Annotated in this window: 17 protein-coding genes; 12 read left to right on the top strand and 5 right to left on the bottom strand. The window is 71.2% G+C overall.

Features of this window, described 5'->3' with window-relative positions; translation table 11 throughout:
* Positions 1-13: 13 nt before the first annotated feature.
* Genes ACZ7P3_RS39845 through ACZ7P3_RS39825 form a run of 5 tightly spaced genes read right to left on the bottom strand, consistent with a single transcriptional unit; the run spans position 14 to position 4921 of the window.
* A complete protein-coding gene (locus tag ACZ7P3_RS39845) occupies positions 14-394 on the bottom strand; it encodes a Rieske (2Fe-2S) protein (protein ID WP_472089402.1) in 381 nt (126 codons plus the stop codon).
* Positions 395-398: 4 nt separating this feature from the next.
* Complete coding sequence (locus ACZ7P3_RS39840) at positions 399-1484, bottom strand: amidohydrolase family protein (protein WP_472089401.1); 1086 nt, start codon at positions 1482-1484, stop codon at positions 399-401.
* A 5-nt stretch (positions 1485-1489) separates the two neighbouring features.
* Complete coding sequence (locus ACZ7P3_RS39835; protein WP_472089399.1) at positions 1490-2335, bottom strand: SDR family oxidoreductase; 846 nt, start codon at positions 2333-2335, stop codon at positions 1490-1492.
* Positions 2307-3713: an aspartate aminotransferase family protein gene (locus ACZ7P3_RS39830; RefSeq protein ID WP_472089398.1), complete on the bottom strand. Its 1407-nt coding sequence runs from the start codon at positions 3711-3713 to the stop codon at positions 2307-2309. Before ACZ7P3_RS39830 ends, ACZ7P3_RS39835 begins: the two co-directional genes overlap by 29 nt.
* Positions 3710-4921: an aminotransferase class I/II-fold pyridoxal phosphate-dependent enzyme gene (locus ACZ7P3_RS39825; protein ID WP_472089396.1), complete on the bottom strand. Its 1212-nt coding sequence runs from the start codon at positions 4919-4921 to the stop codon at positions 3710-3712. The genes ACZ7P3_RS39830 and ACZ7P3_RS39825 overlap by 4 nt, the downstream gene beginning before the upstream one ends.
* Before the next feature lie 453 nt (positions 4922-5374).
* On the opposite strand from ACZ7P3_RS39825, the gene ACZ7P3_RS39820 reads away from it, so the two are divergent.
* The 12 genes from ACZ7P3_RS39820 (at position 5375) to ACZ7P3_RS39765 (ending at position 18023) form a co-directional block, all read left to right on the top strand.
* Entirely contained in the window at positions 5375-6529 is a 1155-nt protein-coding gene (locus tag ACZ7P3_RS39820) for an iron-containing alcohol dehydrogenase (RefSeq protein ID WP_472089395.1), read from the top strand.
* Positions 6529-7845 (top strand): cupin domain-containing protein, encoded by a 1317-nt coding sequence (locus tag ACZ7P3_RS39815; protein WP_472089394.1) that lies wholly within the window; start codon positions 6529-6531, stop codon positions 7843-7845. The genes ACZ7P3_RS39820 and ACZ7P3_RS39815 overlap by 1 nt, the downstream gene beginning before the upstream one ends.
* A 9-nt stretch (positions 7846-7854) precedes the next feature.
* On the top strand, positions 7855-8871 hold the full coding sequence (locus tag ACZ7P3_RS39810; protein ID WP_472089392.1) for an NAD(P)-dependent oxidoreductase: 1017 nt from the start codon (positions 7855-7857) through the stop codon (positions 8869-8871).
* Positions 8871-10019 (top strand): phosphonopyruvate decarboxylase, encoded by a 1149-nt coding sequence (aepY, locus tag ACZ7P3_RS39805; RefSeq protein WP_472089391.1) that lies wholly within the window; start codon positions 8871-8873, stop codon positions 10017-10019. Before ACZ7P3_RS39810 ends, aepY begins: the two co-directional genes overlap by 1 nt.
* Positions 10016-10570 (top strand): adenylyltransferase/cytidyltransferase family protein, encoded by a 555-nt coding sequence (locus tag ACZ7P3_RS39800; protein WP_472089390.1) that lies wholly within the window; start codon positions 10016-10018, stop codon positions 10568-10570. The genes aepY and ACZ7P3_RS39800 overlap by 4 nt, the downstream gene beginning before the upstream one ends.
* A complete protein-coding gene (locus ACZ7P3_RS39795) occupies positions 10542-11828 on the top strand; it encodes a CMP-5'-phosphonoformate--3-phosphoglycerate phosphonoformyl transferase (RefSeq protein WP_472089388.1) in 1287 nt (428 codons plus the stop codon). The genes ACZ7P3_RS39800 and ACZ7P3_RS39795 overlap by 29 nt, the downstream gene beginning before the upstream one ends.
* Positions 11822-13072 carry an enolase-like domain-containing protein gene (locus ACZ7P3_RS39790; protein ID WP_472089387.1) on the top strand — a complete coding sequence of 417 codons (1251 nt, stop codon included), beginning with the start codon at positions 11822-11824 and terminating at the stop codon, positions 13070-13072. Before ACZ7P3_RS39795 ends, ACZ7P3_RS39790 begins: the two co-directional genes overlap by 7 nt.
* Entirely contained in the window at positions 13056-13946 is an 891-nt protein-coding gene (bcpA, locus tag ACZ7P3_RS39785; protein WP_472089386.1) for a carboxyvinyl-carboxyphosphonate phosphorylmutase, read from the top strand. Before ACZ7P3_RS39790 ends, bcpA begins: the two co-directional genes overlap by 17 nt.
* Entirely contained in the window at positions 13936-15324 is a 1389-nt protein-coding gene (locus ACZ7P3_RS39780; RefSeq protein ID WP_472089384.1) for an aldehyde dehydrogenase family protein, read from the top strand. The genes bcpA and ACZ7P3_RS39780 overlap by 11 nt, the downstream gene beginning before the upstream one ends.
* Before the next feature lie 9 nt (positions 15325-15333).
* On the top strand, positions 15334-16092 hold the full coding sequence (locus ACZ7P3_RS39775; RefSeq protein ID WP_472089382.1) for an MBL fold metallo-hydrolase: 759 nt from the start codon (positions 15334-15336) through the stop codon (positions 16090-16092).
* Between the two features lie 90 nt (positions 16093-16182).
* A complete protein-coding gene (locus ACZ7P3_RS39770) occupies positions 16183-16734 on the top strand; it encodes a TetR/AcrR family transcriptional regulator (RefSeq protein ID WP_472089380.1) in 552 nt (183 codons plus the stop codon).
* Between the two features lie 236 nt (positions 16735-16970).
* Positions 16971-18023 (top strand): IS4 family transposase, encoded by a 1053-nt coding sequence (locus ACZ7P3_RS39765; RefSeq protein ID WP_472089378.1) that lies wholly within the window; start codon positions 16971-16973, stop codon positions 18021-18023.
* Positions 18024-18098 lie beyond the last annotated feature (75 nt).

Raw genomic sequence — 18098 nt, 5'->3', positions numbered from 1 at the left:
CTGGGTGGACGGGTCAGACGTAGAGAACGACATCGCCGTCCTCGACCTCGGCGCGGTACGTCGCCGCGCGCAGCGGCCGTGGCTCCCATACGGAGCATCCGGTCGAGACATCGGTCTCGAAGTTGTGCCAGGGGCAGACGGCCACCGTCCGGCTGTCGGAGCGCCGGTGTTCACCGGGCCGGTCCGCGACCCACATCCGTTCCACCGACCCGCCGGACAGCGGTCCGCCCTGATGGGGGCACATGTCCGAGACGGCGTGCAGTTCCCCGTCCTCGTCGCGGACCACCAGGATTCGCCGGCGCCCGAGTTCGGCGAGGCGACTGGTGCCCGGAGCGAGCTCGTCCACGGCGCACACGACGTGCCGTTTGCGTTCGCGCTGGTACTCGGTGCTCATCGCGTCACACCTCGATCCCGTAGAACGAGGCCGCGTTGTCGTGAAGGATCTTGCGGCGCAGTGCGTGCGAGAAGCTGGTAGGCAGCGCGCGGGTCGGCGAATCGAAGTCCCAGTGCGGATAGTCCGAGGAGAACATGAGGAACTCGTCGTTCCCGACCATCTCGAACATCTGCAGCAGGTGCTCGGGGTCCTCGGCGATCTCCATCGGCTGCGTGGTGAACTTGACCCGTTCGCGGATGATGTCGGACGGCAGCCGGGTCACCCACGGGATCTCCCGGCGCAGACTGCGGTAGTTGTGATCGAAGCGCCACATCAGGTGCGGCAGCCAGGTCCAGCTCGACTCGATCATCGCCACCCGCAGGTCGGGAAACTTGTCGAAGACCCCGTGCACCACGCATCCGATCAGCTGCGACTGCCACGCCTGCTCGATCGCGGTGTGCCACTCGATGTAGTAGGGCGGCAGACCGACCGCGGTTTCGACCGTGGCGCCCTGGTGGAAGCCGACGGCCAGGTTGTTGCGTTGCGCGGCGGCGTAGACCGGGTGGTAGTACTCACGGCCGAGTACGTCGTGCGAGATCACCGGCAGGATGACCTGCACGATCTGGGGGTGCTGCCCGACCCGGTCTATCTCGCGCGCCGCCTCCTCGGGCTTCTGCGCGGCCACGCACACCGAGCCGAGCAGCCGCGAGTCCTTGTCGAGCCAGCTGGAGATCAGCCAGTCGTTGTAGGCCTTGGCGATACCGCACGCGAACTCGGGCTGTGTCTTGAACTCGGTGGGGTACAGCAGGCCGGTGAGCACGGCCTTGCCGAGGCTGAACTCGTCGAGGTGCTGGCGCTGCATCAGCCCCAGGTCGCTGCCGGCCCGGAAACCGTTGCCGGGGTTGGCGTCGGGCCGGGCCAGGCCGCCCGTGGTGGGCCAGGAGTAGGGGATGGAGATGCCCATCCAGTTGTCGGGGTGGATTCGGCTGCGCCAGGGTTCGTCGACGTATTGCAGGAACTCCAGCGGGTTGCCGATCATCTCGTGCACATCGGCGTCGATCACGGGAATGTCCGTGTTCGGAGCCGCTTCATCGGTCGCTGCCACGGTCATGCCTTTCAAGTGAGCGGACGGCTCGGGGGGTAGCGCCTGGCGATGAGACGCTCGAGGAGCCGTCCGGTGAGAAGTCGCTTGAGGAACAGCTGCAGGGGGACGTGCGCGCCGATGGAGTACACCGGCGCCGGGTCGGGGTCGTTGACGATCCGCCAGACCAGCCGCGACACCTCGGCCGGGTCGCCGGCCTTGGCGTGCGAGCTGTCGAGCGTGTCCGAGGCCGCGGTCAGCGCGGCGGCGTACGCGGAGCCGGGGAGCAGCACGCGCTCGCGCCGCCGGCTGATGTCGGAGCGGTAGTAACCGGGCTGCACGACGCTGGCACGGACACCGAACGGCGCGACCTCGTACCGAAGGGACCGGGCGAAGCCCTGGAGCGCCGCCTTCGAGGCCGCGTAGGCGGACTGGTACGGGAGCGGGAACTCGGCCATCAGCGAGCCGACCATCACGATCGCCCCTTGGCCGGCCGCGCGCATCCCGGGCAGGTACTCGCGGACCAGCCGCACCGGCCCGAACACGTTGACCGCGAAGAGGTTCTCGATCGCGGTGTCGTCGAGGTCCTCCAGCGGGCCGAGCTGGCTCATCCCGGCGTTGTTCACCAGGATGTCCACCGGTCCGGTCAGCTTCGCGCACGCCGCGACGCTCGCCGGATCGGTGACTTCCAGCGGGATGTACTCGACTCCCGCAAGCCGGTCGGGGTCCGGGAGCGCCGCCGGGTTGCGGCAGGTGCCGAACACGATGACGCCGCGGGCGGTCAGGAACCGCGCGATGTCGCGGCCCAGTCCGCTGGACACGCCGGTGACCAGCGCCGTGCGGCGGGACCCGCTAGACGACGAGGTCGAGGAACCGGTCATACGCCGTCACCACCTTGTCGTTGTCGGCCGTCGTGTGGGCGGTGGTGAGCATGTCCCGGCCCATGCGGGACAGGACCCCGGCGTTCTGGACCGGCAGCATGTAGCGGCTGAGGATCTCGCGGCGCCGCAGTACCTCGGCGAAGTCGTCGGGGCCGCGCAGTCCGACCGCGTGCGGCGCGGTCAGCTCGATCCTCACCACGGTCCCGAAGTGGTAGGCGAAGAAGTCGAAGCCGCGCGAGGTGAACAACTCGTTGAGCCGCGCGACCAGGTCGGCGGCGACGGCGTCGGCCCGCTCGAACACGCCGTCCCGGCCGATGATGCCGAGCGTGTGGTAGGCGGCGGCGGCCGACAGCACGTTGCCGGACAGCGTGCCGCCGATGTACGTGGTCGGGCGGCCGTCGGGGACGCCGATGTGCGCGGTGTCGATGATCTCCCGGCGGCCTCCGACCGCTCCGCACGACGGATAGCCGTTCATCAGGCCCTTGCCGAGGGTGGTCAGGTCCGGTGTGACGCCGAAGCGGGCCTGCGCGCCGCCGCGGGCCGCCCGCACGCCGGTGACCACTTCGTCGAAGACGTACAGCGCGCCGTAGCGGTGCACCAGTTCGATCGCCTGGGCATGGAAGTCCTCGTCGAAGGGCACCAGGCCGGACTCGGCCCCGAGTGGTTCGCAGATCACCGCCGCCACGCCGCCGGCCGGCTCGGCCGCCCTGAGCGCCTGCTCCAGCTCGTCCAGATCGTTCTGGTGGACGAGCACCGTGTTGCTCAGGAACTCGGGCGGTACCCCGCCGGACAGGACCGTCCCAGAGCCCGGGATCTCCAGGTCGGTCATGAACTGGTCGCCCCAGCCGTGGTAGGCGCCACGGAACTTGACGACCTTGCTGCGGCCGGTGTGGGCGCGGGCCATGCGCATCGCGGCGAGGTTGGCCTCAGCGCCCGAGGAGGTGAACCGTACCGCCTCGACCGAAGGGAAGACGTCCGATATCCGCTGTGCGGCGAGGACCTCGAACTCGTCCATGTAGCCGTGGAAGTTCGTGCGCCGGCTGACGATCCCGGCCAGGGCCGAGTTCAGTTCGGGGTCGTTGTGCCCCAGGCTGAGCGCGCCTCCGGCCAGGACGCAGTCCACGTACTCGTTGCCGTCGACGTCCGTCACCCGGCTGCCCCGGCCGCCGCGCATGAACAGCGGGTACGGATAGGAGAGCGGGTCGACGTGCTCGACCCCGCGCGGCAGCACTTCGGCGGCGCGCTGTGCGAGGTCGGCCGAGCCACGGGTGCGGTGCAGGAACTGCGCGTGTTCGGCTTCGAGTCGCGCCGGGTCGGGCTCGCGCAGCGGCGCCTTGGCGAGCTTGGCCTGCCGCTCGCGGATCTCCGCGGCCTTCATGCCCGGCCCACCAGGTCGAAGTAGACCTTCTCGATCGCCTCGACGGTCCGTTCCACGTCGTCGGCGGTGTGCAGAGCGGTCGGTGTCAGCCGCAGCTGGACCACGCCCTGGGGCACCACCGGGTAGGTGACCAGGCTCACGAAGACTCCGTGCTCGTCCCGCAGCCGCCGGATCAACTCGACCGCGAGTTCGGTGTCCATGCTCAGGTAGACCGGGGTGACCGGGCTTTCGGTGGCGCCGACCTCCAGGCCGCGAGCCCGTAGCTCCTTTTGCAGCAGGGCCGAGATGTTCCACAGTGCCGCGCGCGCCTCGGGCCGGGTCCGGATCAGCCGCAGCCGCGCGCGGTTGCCGATCACCACCGGCATCGGCAGGCCCTTGGAGAAGATCTGCGAGCGGGTGTTGTAGCGCAGGTAGGAGACGACCTCGGTCTCGCCCGCGACGAACGCGCCGATGCTGGCTCCGGCTTTGGCGAAGGTACCGAAGTACAGGTCGATGCCGTCCTGGACTCCGAAGTGCTCGCCGGTACCGCCGCCGCTGGGGCCGGTGACGCCGAAGCCGTGCGCGTCGTCGACCAGGAGCCGGAAATCGAAGCGGTCCTTGAGCCGTACGATCTCGTCGAGTCTGCCGAGATCGCCGGACATGCCGAAGACGCCTTCGGTGACGACCAGGATGCCGCCCTTGGGGTGCAGCTGCGCGCTCACCCGCTCCAACAGGTCGGTGAGGGCCGCGACGTCGTTGTGCGGGAAGGCGAAGTGCTTGCCCTGGTGCAACACGACGCCGTCCACGATGCAGGCGTGGCAGTGCGCGTCGTAGATGACCACGTCGTGCCGGCCGGTGACCGCGTCGATCATCGACGACATGCCGGGGTAGCCGAAATTCATGAAGAACGCGGCCGGCTTGGCCGCGTACTCGGCCAGCTCACGCTCCAGGTGTTCGAGCTCGTCGGTCTCGCCGGACATCATCCGCGAGCCCATCGGTGCGGCCAGACCGTAGTCGGCGGCGGCCTGGGCGTCCACAGCCCGGATCTCGGGGTCGTTGGCCAGGCCGAGGTAGTTGTTGACGCTCCACACGACGCAGTCGCGTCCGCCGAAGTTCATCCGGTTCGAGATCTCACCGCGCAGTTTGGGGAAGGCGCACAGCCCGTGGGTGCGCTCGGCCCAGGAGCCGAGTGTGCCCTCGACGGGTTTCGTCTTCGCGAACAGGTCCATCTGCGGTCCCCTTCAAGCCGTATCGCACACCGGTTCGGTGAGCGCGATGAAGCGGAAACCTAGGCAGGGCCGCGAAGCCGGTCAACGAGCGCGACCGTTGCTGATCAACCGATAAGGGATGTCTGATACATCAACAGAAAGGGCGAAAATAACCAACTGCTTATCGATCGCCCCCACTCGGCTAATGAACGTTGGCCCTCTGGTGGAGCGCTGGTTGCCTGTGCGTGTCCGGCGGACCCGGCGGCGCGGTGTCCCCCGCACCGCGCCGCCGTACGACCGGCGACGACGACCGCGGTCACGTATCCGCACCACCGGTACCCAGCGCCATCAGCCGCCGGCGGCGACACGCCCGTCGCCGGACGGCCGGCCGCGGTGCACGCCTGGCGCCACCCGCATGGTCGAACCGGCCGCATCCCGGTCCGGGCACACCACCGACCGCAATGCCGAGGACTCATGACCATCGCACCCCCCTCTCCCCGTCGGACACGGCCGGACGACCCCTACGTGGCGTTCGGCCCCGGCTCGGCGCTGGGCCTGACGCAGGTCCTGGCCCGCTTCGGCGACGGACGGCCACCGCTGGTGCTGGCAGGCCACGGCTCGGCCGGCCGCGCCTGGCTCGCCGAACTGCGCGGCACACTGCCGGCGCACGTCTTCACCACCGTCCCCGGCGGCTACCCGACCTGGGCGAAGATCGACCGGATCGCGGACCTGATGGTCCGTCTGGACACGGGCCCCATCGTGGCCATCGGCGGCGGAAGCGTTGTGGACACCGCCAAGGTGGCCGCGGTCCGCGCCGCCGAGGCCACCGGCATCCCGCGCCGCCCGGTCACCGCTGTGCCCACCACGCCCGGCACCGGCGCCGAGGTGACGCCGTTCGCGACCGTGTGGGACTTCGCCGGCGGACGCAAGGACTCCTTCGTCGGCACGGGCATGGCGCCCGACGCGGTGGTCATCGATCCGGAGCTGACCCGGACCCTGGCCGCCGAGACCCTGGGCGGCATGGTGTTCGACACCCTCGCGCAGGGCATGGAGGGCGCCTGGTCGGCGGGCTCGACGCCCGAGACGGTGGCGCACGGGGTCGGCGCGGTCGCCCTGGCGTCCGCGAACCTGGAACGCCTGCTGGCGGATCCGGACGACATCGCCGCGCGCAGCGCGATCAGCCTGGCCGGCCTGTACTCCGGGCGCGCCATCGCGGTGGCACGCACCACGGTGTGCCACGCGCTGTCCTACCCCATGACCCTGCGCTACGGCATCCCGCATGGCCACGCCTGCGGTCTGACCCTCGGAGCGGTCCTCTCCTACAACGCCGAGACCACGGACGCCGACTGCCAGCATCCGCGCGGCGCGCGCGCCGTGCGGGACATCGTCGCGCGGATCCTCGACGCGCTGCGCTGCGCCGACCCGGGCTCGGCCGTGCGCCGGCTGGACGGCCTGCTGGCCGCGGCGGGCCTGGCCGGTTACGACGGCCACGACTTCGACGACGAGCATCTGGCGGCCGAGGCGCTGCGCTACGACCGGGCCGACAACAACCCGCGCCGACTCGACCGCGACCGCCTCGGGTCGCTCCTCGCGAGCCTGCGCCAGCCCACCTCACCGCGGAGCGAGTGATGACACCAGACCGGTTCCGACTGATGCACTGGATGAACGCGCGCAAGATCACGCCGGACCTGCTCGGTGCCGCGGGCGTGGACGTGCCGGTGCTGAGCGCCGTCCTGGACGGCAGCCGCACCGACATGTCCGAGACGCAGCTCGCGGCCCTGTGCACGGCACTGCGCGTCGCACCGGAACAGATCGCCGCGCGCGAAGGCACCGACGCGGCCGCGATCGTGCAGAGCGCGGAACAGATGTACGCCACGTGCCGGCCCATCCAGCGGGCCGGCATCCACTTCTACAACTACTACACGATGGCGGCGCCAGAGGGCCGGGTCGCGCCGGTCATTCTCGACATCCTCTGCCCGGCCGGAACGCTGCCGACACTGAACAACGGCCATCTGGAACCCGCGATCACGATCAACCTCGGCCCCGGGCGGATCCACGGACGCTGGGGAGCCGAACTGGACGACACGACCTGGCGAGTGATGGAGCCGGGTGACTCCTATGTCGAGTCCTCCTACTGTCCGCACACCTACGGACTCGTGGACGAGACCCCGGCCCGCATCGTCTCCTACACAGGCGTCTCCAACCTGGCCCGCCTGCTGGAGGAGGCCAATACCTGGGCCGACCCGGCGGTGGACGCCCTGCTCACGGACCTGGACACCGTCCCGGCGGAGGCGGCGGCGCTGCGTGCCGCCCTGCGCCGGCGCGGATTCGACGCCGACAGCGCGGGCCGGATCTCCGGCGTCAGCGCCGACCACATCAGCGCATTCTGCGACGGCAAGACCGAGAGCCTCGGCCTGGGCGAACTGCGCGACCTCTGCGGGACGTTGGGCTTCGACTTCCGGCCCCTGATCGAGCCGGTCCGGCGCCGCGACAGGCTGGGCAAGACACATCTGACGGCCGCGGAGAGCCGGGCGACCACCCGAGCATTCGCCGGCTACACCGCGTCGTCGGCCGCCATGACCCCCGAACTCCCCGACCTGGTCGGTGTCTTCCTCACCGTCGACGGCGAAGCGGACGGCCTCGGCCTGACCGACCACGGCGAGAACCACTACCTGGTCACCGACGGCGAACTGACGCTGCGCCGGCAGGAACCCGACGGCACGGTGACCGCCACCACCCTCGGACCCGACGGCACGGCCTGGCTCGCGCCGTTCGTCGCGCACTCCTGGTCCGGCTCCGGCTCGGTCATCAAGCTCGGCAGCGGCGACCACCTCGGCTACCTCGACCAGATCGAACTGACCAACACCTTCGACCCGGCCGCCACTGTGCGGCGTGGCCGGCGGGACGCGCGCGGCTGGGGCTACGAGCCCGGCAGCGGGAAATGAGGAGTGCCCATGCCCAGCGTCTTCTACACCGACCCCGCCTGGGCCGTCGACCCGGCGGGGCGGCTGAACCCCGAACTGGCGACAATCGAGCGCGAGGTGTACGGCGACGAGGTCGAGCTGCGGTTCGGCACGCACGGTGCGACCGGATACCTGCTCGATGGTGAGAAGCTGTACGCGCGCGCGGCCGGCGCCGACGCGATGGTCGTCTACCGCTGCCAGGTCACGCCCAAGCTGCTGGCGGCGGCCGGCGACGGCTGCCGGGTAGTGGCCCGGCAAGGCGTGGGCCTGGACAACCTGAACATCCCGTTGCTGAAGAGAGCCGGCCGGTTCGGCTTCCACGTCCCCGACTACTGCGGCGACGAGGTGAGCACGCACGCCCTCGCCCTGCTCCTCGCCCTGGAGCGCGGTGTGTGCGTGCAGAACGAGGCGGTGAAGGCCGACCACTGGGGCATCTACCGCGGCGGCGTCCCGCGCCGCACCGCCGACGCGACCGCCGGGATCGTCGGCTTCGGCCGCATAGGCCGCGCGGTCGCCCGCAAACTCCAGGCCTTCTACGGCCGCGTTCTGGCCTACGACCCCTACGTCCCCGGCGACCTGATGGCCAGCCATGGCGTCGCACGCTGCGCCGAGCTGGAGGACCTCCTCGCGGCCTCGGACGCCGTACTCCTGCACGCCGAACTCACCGCGGAGAGCAGGGGGTTGATCAACACGCACACCGCCCGGGCCTTCAAGCCGGGCAGCCTGCTGGTCAACGCGGCCCGCGGCGCCCTCATCGAGCTGGAGGCCGTCGCCGCCGCCCTCGACGAGGGCCGGCTGGGCGGCTTCGCCTCCGACGTGTTCTCTCCGGAGGACCCGAACCGTGCCGCGGTGGCCGCCGAACTGATCAAACGCGACGACGTGGTGGTCAGCTCGCACCGGGCGTTCCTGTCGAAGCAGGCCGAGACCAGCCTGCGCCGCCGGATCGCCGAGGGCGTCCTGCACGTGGTGCGCACCGGCGAGCCGCCACGCTCGGGCCGGGTGGCGTGATGGTCGCCGCAGCGCACCTGCTGGACCTGCTGGCCGACCGGGGCGTCGTCGATGTCACCGGCGTCCCGTGTTCCTACCTCACGCCCCTCATCAACCGGGCGGCGTCCGGCTCCAGGGCCACCTATCTTCCGGTGGCGCAGGAGGGCGAGGCGGTCGCGCTCGCCGCGGGTGCCTGGCTGGCCGGGGCGAGCGCGTGTGTGATCGCCCAGAACTCTGGACTGGGCAACATGGTCAATCCCCTGACCTCGCTCAACCATCCGGCCCGTATCCCGATCCCCCTGGTGGTGACCTGGCGCGGTGAACCCGGACGCCCGGACGAGCCGCAGCACGCGCTGATGGGCCGTGTCATGCACGACCTGCTGGACATCGTCGAGGTCGGCCACACGCCGCTCCCCGGTGAACCCGGCGCCATGGCCGACGCCGTCGCGCACGGCTGGAAGGAGATGGAGACCTCCGATCTGCCGCATGCCTTCGTGCTGCGGCAGGGGATCCTCGCCGACGAGCCACTGATCGAGCCGGAACCCGCCACACCGGTGCGGCCCGCCGTGGTGCGGCACGAGCCGCTGCACGCGCCGCCGACCCGGATCAGGGCACTGGAGGAACTGCTGGCGACTCTGCCCGACTCCGCCGCGATCGTGTGCACGACCGGCAAGTCCAGCCGGGAACTGTTCACGCTCGCCGACCGGCCGCAGCACTTCTACCTCGTCGGAGCCATGGGCTCGGCCATGGCGGTCGGCCTCGGTGCCGCCCGCCACACCGACCGGCCGGTGGTCGTCGTCGACGGCGACGGCGCGGCCCTGATGCGGCTCGGCGCCTTCGCCGCCGCCGGACGGCACGGCACCGGCCGGCTCCTGCACATCCTGCTGGACAACGGGGTCCACGATTCGACCGGCGGCCAGCAGACCCTCGCCGCGCAGGTGGACTTCCCCACCATCGCCGCGGCCTGCGGCTACCACGCCGTCCACGACTGCCCGGATCTCACGTCGTTCGCCGCCGCGCTCCGCGGCGCGCTGGCGGCGGGCGAGGGCCCGACGCTGATCCGCCTGACGGTCACCCCGGGATCGCTGCAAAGGCTCGGGCGGCCGAGCGTGGGCCCGGCCGAAGTGGCACGGCGCTTCCGCGACTTCGTGACGGGAGGCACACGGTGACCCATCCGGTCGGCGTGATCCACGGCCGCTTCCAGCCCCTGCACCTCGGCCACCTCGAATACCTGCTCGCCGGCGCACAGCGCTGCGAGACCCTCGTGGTCGGCATCACCAACCCCGACCCCGAACAGACGGCCTTCGAGCCCACCGACGCCGAACGCGGACTCGCCGAGTCGAATCCGTGCACGTACTACGAGCGCTATCTCATGGTGCACGGAGCGTTGACCGAGGCCGGCGTCGAACCGAACCGTCTGCGCATCGTCCCGTTCCCGCATTCGTTCCCCGAACGGCTCCGGTTCTACGCACCCCAGGAGGCGGTCTACTACCTCACCATCTACGACGACTGGGGAGACGCCAAGCTCCATCGCTTCCGCGACCTCGGTCTGCGCACCGAGGTCATGTGGAAACGCACCGACAAGCCGATCAGCGGCACGCGGGTGCGCCGCGCGATCGCCGAAGGCGGGACCCACTGGCCCGCACTGGTTCCAAACGCCGTGTCCACCGTCATCAAGGAGCGTGGCATCGATGAACGCATCCGTGCCGTCCACGACTAGCGGGAAGGTGTACGTCCTCGCGCTGTGCGGGGGCGCGGACCGGCCGATCGGAAGACTCGAGGGCCGTACGCCGTTCGAGGCCGCCGACACACCGCACCTGGACGCGCTGGCGGCGCGCGGCGCGAGCGCGCTGATCGAGGTGATCGGCAGCGGTATCCCGCCCGAATCCGACTCCGGAGCCATGGCCTTGCTCGGCTACGACCCGCTGCTCCACTACACCGGACGCGGCCCGCTCGAGGGTTTCGGCGGCGGCTACTGGAGCGGCGGCGGCTCATCGGTGGCGTTCCGGATCAACTTCGCCAGTATGGACCCCGTCTCCGGGCGCCTGGACCGGCGAACCTCGCGGGACCTGACCGATCCGGAGCTGGAGACGCTGGTCGCGCAGATCACCGCCGGCGTGGACCTGGGGCCGGCGATCCGGATGTCGCTGACCGGCTGGGGCCGCCACCGCGGCATCCTCGCACTGACCAGCGAGTCGACGGAGCTGTCCGGCGCCGTCTCCAACACCGATCCCGGATTCGTGAAGATGGGCGCTTTCGGGGTACCGGTCGCGGAGCCCGCCGACACCCCGCTGCCCTGCCGGCCACTCCAGGAGGAGCCGGCCGCGCGGCGCACCGCCGACCTGGTCAACGGCTTCGTCGCGGCGAGCGCCCGCGTCCTGGCGGGCAGCGCGGTCAACCGCGCCCGCATCGAGGCGGGCCGCAGACCCGCCAACGTGATCCTGGTACGCGACGGCGGCCACACACTGCCGACGCTCGCGCCCGCGCCCCGGACGACGTCGATGTACGGCCAGGTCCCCGCCGAACAGGGGCTGGCCGCCCTGATAGGGGCCCGGTTCACCCGCTCCAGGCCCGCAGCGGACGAGTCGGTCGAGGCGTACTACCGCGCGCTGGTGCCCATGCTCCTCGCCGACCCCGCCGAAGTGGTGTTCGTGCACGTCAAGGGACCCGACGAGCCCGGCCACGACGGCCAGGTCCAGGAGAAGGTCCACGCGATCGCGGACCTCGACGCCCATCTGGTCGGCCCCCTGGCCGCAGCGCTGACCCCGGCCGACACCATGGTCGTGACCTGCGACCACTCCACACCGTGCGAGCTCGGCATCCACGCGCCCGACCCGGTGCCGATCACGGTCGCCGGGCCCGGTACGGCCCCGGACGGCTGCACCGTGTTCGGCGAGCGGGCGTCCGCACACGGCTCGCTGCCGCTGTCGCGGGCCTGTGAGCTGATGGACCGGCTTTTCAAGGAGCGGCCGTGCTGATCGAACGGGTAAGGCTGCGCGGCGTGCTCGACTCGCGGGCGCACCCGACGGTCGAAGCCGATCTCCAGCTCGCCGGGGACGAGGGCTTCGGCCGCGGTTCCTGCCCCGTGGCCATCGCGCCCGGACGGCTCGAACGGCGCCGCGGTCTGCACACCGGCGACCTCGGCACCCTGCTGGACCAGGGCACCACCGCACGACTGGTGCGCTCCGCACTCCATGGCCGGCAGGTGTCGGGCCAGCGGGAACTCGACGCCGTGCTGCTCGCCCTCGACGACGAGCACGCCCTGGGCGCCGACGTCACGCTGGCACTGTCCCTGGCCTTCGCCCGCGCCGCCGCCCGACGCGAGCGGCTTCAGCTCGTCGGCTGGCTCGCGCAACAGAACGGCGGATTCCCCCGGCAGGTGCCCCGGCTGCTCGTCAACACGTTCTCCGGCGGGATCCACGGCCGGGGCGAGGCGGCCTCGTTCCAGCAGATCATGGCGATCCCGCTCCACGAGACCCTGATCGAGGACATCCACGCGGCCATGGCCGTCCACTCCCAGCTGGAGAAGGCGCTGGGGGATCCCCGGTTGTCGGCGTCGAGCGGGTTCGTGGTCGCGGACCGGCCGACGCGCGACCAACTGGCGCTGCTCGCCTCCGTCATCGACACCTGCAATCTCGCCGGCCGGGTAGGCATCGGGGTGGACGTGGCGGCGGAGCACCTGGCCACCGACGGCGGCTATCGCTTCGAGGGCCGGGTCCACACCTGCGCGGGGTTCGGCGAGCTGCTGCTGCGCCTCACGGGCGACCACGGCTTCGGCTACGTCGAAGACCCCTTCGATCCGGCCGACACGGCGGCCTGGCGCACGTTCACGCCGCGGTTCGGTGAAGCCGGTGCGCTGGTCGTCGGCGACGACCTGTTCGCCTCCGACGCCCGGCGGGTCGAACCGGCCCTGGCGCACGCCGTCCTGCTCAAGCCCAGCCAGGCAGGGACCGTCTCGGCCACCCTCGACGCCGCCTGGGCGGCCCACACCGCGGGTCTGCGCACCGTCGTGTCGCACCGCTCCGGCGAGACCGAGGACACCGCGATCTGCGACCTGGCCCTCGCGGTCGGCGCCGACCACATCAAGATCGGCGGCCCGCGCCGCGGCGACCGGATCGCCAAGTACAACCGCTTCCTGCGCCTGCTCGAGTCACCCCTGCTGGCAGGCCTACCACGCCCGCCCGTCCACCCCAAGGAGAACCGGCATGTCCCGTGCCAGTGAGTTCAAGAGGCTGATGCTCGACCCGAAGATCCTCGTGGTGCCGAGCGCGTACGACGCGCTGAGCGCCAGGGTGATCGCACAGGCCGGGTTCTCGGCAGTCCACATGACCGGCTCGGGCACCTCGGCGGCCATGCTCGGTCTGCCCGACCTGGGCTTCGCCACCATCACCGAGATGGCCTGGAACGCCAAGAACATCTGCCTGGCCGTCGACCTCCCGGTGATCATGGATCTGGACGCCGGCTACGGCAACGCCATGAACACCTGGCGCTGCATCCGCGAGTTCGAGCAGGCCGGCATCGTCGGCGGACATCTCGAGGACCAGGTCGTACCCAAGCGCTGTGGGCACCTGGAGGGCAAGCGGCTGATATCGGCGCGCGAGATGACGGGCAAGATCGAGGCCGCGGTCGAAGCCCGCCGCGACCCGGACTGGACCATCATCGCCCGCACCGACGCCCGCGAGAAGCTCGGCCTGGACGAGGCGATCCGCCGCTCCAAGGAGTACGTGGCGGCCGGCGCCGACTGCATCTTCCTCGAGGCGATGCTCTCCGTCGACGAGATGAAGCGGGTCCGCGACGAGATCGACGCCCCGCTGCTGGCCAACATGGTCGAGGGCGGCAAGACCCCGTGGCTGACGACGGCCGAGCTGGAGGCGATCGGCTACAACCTCGCGATCTACCCGCTGTCGGGCTGGTTCGCGGCCACGTCGATCCTGCGCAAGGTCTTCGCCGAGCTGCGGGACGCCGGGACGACGCAGGCGTTCTGGCCTCGCCACGGCATGCAGATGACCTTCGAGGAGCTCTTCGAGGTCTTCGGCTACAGCAGGATCTCCGAGCTGGAGGAGCGGTTCGTGGTGAAGGACGACGATGTTTCTTGACGGCCGCATCCACAGCACCAACCGCGAACTGACGGTGTCCGACCCCTGGGACGGCAAGGTCGTCGGTGCCGTCCCGGCCGATGGTCCCGAGCAGGTCGGGACGGCGCTGGCGGCTCTGAGCGGCGCCGGTCCCGCGCCATCGGCCACCGACCGCTCCCGGGTCCTGTCCCGGGCCGCCGACCTGGTGGCCGAGCGGGCCTCGCAGTTCGCGGCGCTGATCACCGCCGAGGCCGGGATCTGCCGCGCGGAGTCGGCGCGCGAGGTCGAGCGTGCCGTGGCGAACCTGCGGGTCGCGGCCGCCGAGGCCGAGCGGATCCGCGGGGAGTCCATCCCGATCCCCGGCGCGGGCCGGCTCGCGGTGACCGTCCCGGAGCCGATCGGCGTGGTCGCCGCGATCACTCCGTTCAACCGGCCGCTGAACCAGGTCGTGGTGAAGGTCGCGCCGGCCGTCGCCGCCGGCTGCCCGATCGCCGTCAAGCCCTCCGAACGGACGCCGCTGACCGCCTTCAAGTTCGCGGAGCTCCTCGTCGAGGCGGGTCTCGCGGCCGATCGGCTGGCGGTGCTCGCCGGCGAGCCGGGCCATGTGGGTCCGGTCCTCGTCAGCCATCCCGAGGTGGCGATGGTGACGCTGACCGGCAGCGTCACCACCGGCCGTGCCGTGGCGGCGGCCGCGGCGGGCCGCAAGCTCCTGCTCGAACTGGGCGGAAACGATCCACTGTTCGTACTGCCCGACGCGGATCTGGAGCTCGCGGCGAGGCTGGCCGCCGACGGTGCGTGCGCCACCGCCGGCCAGTCCTGCCGCGGGGTGAAGCGGATCATCGTGTGGGAGTCGGTCGCCGACGCGTTCGTGCCCCTGCTCACCGCCGCGGTCGCGGCGAAGCGAGCCGGCGATCCACGCGCCGCCGACACCGACGTCGGACCGCTGATCACCGAGGACGCGGCCCGCCTGGTCGCCGAACGGGTGGCCGCTGCGGAGAAGGACGGCGCCCAGGTCACCGTCGGCGGCACCCGAACCGGGCCGCTCATGGCGCCGACGGTACTCGACCGCGTACCGCCCCGGACCGACCTGGTCCGGGAGGAGACGTTCGGCCCGGTCGCGCCGGTGCTGCGCGTCGCGGACACCGACACGGCGGTACGCGTCTCGAACGGCACGCCGTACGGGCTCCAGGCCGGGGTGCTCACCAACGACAGCGCGGCGTTCTGGGAACTGGCGTCCCGGCTGCGCGTCGGCGCGGTCAACCTCGGCGCCGGTCCGCACTTCGACTCCCCGCACATCCCGTTCGGCGGTGTGAAGGCCAGCGGAGTGGGCCGCGAGGGGATCAGATATGCCATGGCGGAGATGACCTCCGTCAAGACGGTGACATTCCCCTACGCGTGAGGAGAAACCATGCGCGTGACGATCGCCGGCTCGGGCGACGCGTTCGGCAGCGGAGGCCGCTTCCAGGCCTGCACGCACATCGCGCCGTCGCACGGTCCGGCGGTCCTCGTCGACTGTGGCGCCACGTCGTTGACGGCGCTGCGCAGGGTCGGCCTGGACCCGGGGCAGGTCGGCATCGTCGCCATCACGCACCTGCACGGCGACCACTTCGCCGGCCTGCCCTACCTGATCCTCGACGGCCAGTTCCGTCGCCGGACCACCGGCCTGCGGGTCATCGGCCCACCCGGCACGCGCGGCCGTCTCGCCGAGGCCATGGAGGTCCTGTTCCCCGGCTCGACCACGGTGGCCCGACGCTTCCAGGTCACCGTCGACGAGGTCGCACCGGGCGAGACGGCGTCGACGCCGGCCGACCGGATCCGTGTCGAAGCCCACCCCGCCGACCACTCGGCGGGCGCACCGGCCCTCTGCCTGCGACTGGCCGTCGAGGACCGGATCCTGGCCTTCTCCGGCGACACCGCCTGGACGCCGGAACTGGCGGTCATGGCAGCAGGCTCGGACCTGTTCGTCTGCGAGGGCTACACATGGGGGCGCAAAGTGCCCGGCCACATGGACGTGGCGGACCTCGTCGACAACCGGGAGGCGGTGGCGGGCGGGCGGCTGGTGCTCACCCACCCGTCGCCGGACGTGCTCGAAAAGGAGGCGCTGCTGCCGTTCGAACTCGCCTCCGACGGCATGGTCGTCGACATCGGGTCCGGGCCGCTCCCGTGATCCCGGCCTCCCGCAGCGGGAACGGGCACTCGTCCCAGAAGACCGTGGCCGATAGATGTAAGACTCCAGCATATTGTCTACGATGTATACATGACTGCGAGGAGCACCACCACGCCCGGCCGCCGGCCCCTGGCCCGTGCGCGCATCATCGACGCGACCTGGGCGCTGGCCGCCGAGCAAGGGCTGGCGTCGGTGACCATGCGGGCGGTGGCCGACCGCCTGGGGGTCACGCCGATGGCGCTCTACCGGTACGTCGGTGACAAGCAGGGGCTGTTGGACGGGCTGGTGGAACGACTGCTCGGGGAGATCCCGTTGCCGGACCCCGCGCTGTCGTGGTCCGAGCGGCTGGCACAGCTCGCCCAGGGGATGCGGGCCGTGGCACGGGCCCATCCCGACCTGTTCCCGCTGCTGTTCGAGCGTTCCGCGATGACCGAGTCCGCACGGCGACCGCGGGACGCCGCCTACAGCGCGCTGCGGGAGGCGGGGCTCGACGAAACGGACGTCCAGCGGGCCGAGCGGATGCTGTCGACGTTCGTACTCGGATTCGCGTGCTCCGAAGCCGCCGGGCGGTTCGAGCACGTGGACGCCGACGCCGAGTTCGCCTACGCCACCGATGCCCTGCGCCGGGTACTCGTCGCCTGACCGTCGATGCGCGCCTGCCTGCTTCTCGTCGGCCGGGCCGTGCGCACGAGCGCGGGTGCCCGACGTGACAAGCGGATTCCTGGACGGGCCGGACACGCCGGCCCAATTGTCGCTCAAAGTAGCGGCCTGGTATCACGGTGGCTGACATCATCGACTCCACTCGCGGCAGCTCTCGACGACAGGTGGGCGGCGAGAGGGCTGAGCGCCGGGGTGAGGCGGGACCGGGCAGTGTGCCCGTGACCCACCCGTGCGCCTCGTCGCCGGCCCGTGCCCGGCGCCGGCTGGGAAGCGGACCGCTGCGCCACCTGTTCTCGATCCTGGCCGGACCAGTGGCAGACCACCGCCGGTCCTGCGCCTTCTACCAGGGCCTGCGCCTGGTCGCCGTGGACGGCACCACCCTGTCCGCTCCCGACGAGAAAGCGGTGACCTGGCACTTTCGCAAACACATCGGCAGGGTCCGCGCGTTCGGCTACCCGCTGGTGCGCATGGTGGCCCTCGTGGAGTGCGGCACACGGGCTCTGGTGGACGCGGTCTTCGGACCCGACGACGTCGGCGAACTCGCCTACGCCCGCCGTCTGCTGGGACATCTGGACGCATCGACACTCTTACTGGCCGACGCCTACTACGACGCGTTCGACTTCCTTCAGGCCGTGCAGGACACCGGGGCCCATTTCGTGCCGCGCTCGACCCGCAAGCGTCGCCCGACTGTGCGCCGCCCGCTGCCCGACGGCCCCTACCTCACCGCGGTCCTGCCGCGCCGCTACCGTGCCAGGGCGAACGGTCAGCGGATGGAGGTGCGGGTGGTCGAGGCGTGGCTCACCGTCGTCCTCGCCGACGGCACGCGGCGCACGGAGCTGTGGCGGCTGCTGACCAATCTGCTGGATGCCGGCCGCCACCCCGCGAACGACCTGCTGCGGCTCTACCGCCGGCGCCGGCAGGCGCAGACCTGCTATTTCTCGCTGAAGTCCACGATCTTGGGCGGGCGAGTGCTGCGTTCACGCAGTGTCCCCGGTCGTGAGCAGGAGATCTTCGCGCTGCTGACGGTCTACCAGGCGCTGGTCCGCATGGCAGGCGATGTCACGACGGCCACGCCAGGACTGTCCGTCCAGCGAGTGAGCTTCACCGTTCTGTTCCAGGCCGCCGCGGACCAGATCATCGTCGCCCCGGGGCCTGCCCGGGGCAGTACGGCGTCGTTGATCGGGGCCATCGGCCGGTCCGTGCCGGCCAACCTCCTCCCCGAACAGCGCCCCCGCCCGCCGGCACTGGGCCGCACCCGGCCGAGTCAGTGACGGCAACGGCGACAGCCCCAAGGAGGCGTCGCCGGCGAAGCGGCCGTGGCCGTTGCCCAGGGCCGCGGTGTCATG

This window comes from Streptomyces sp. NPDC107581, from assembly GCF_055657175.1.
The sequence above is the reverse complement of the archived record's forward strand: the minus strand, read 5'-3'. Positions and strand labels throughout refer to the sequence as shown.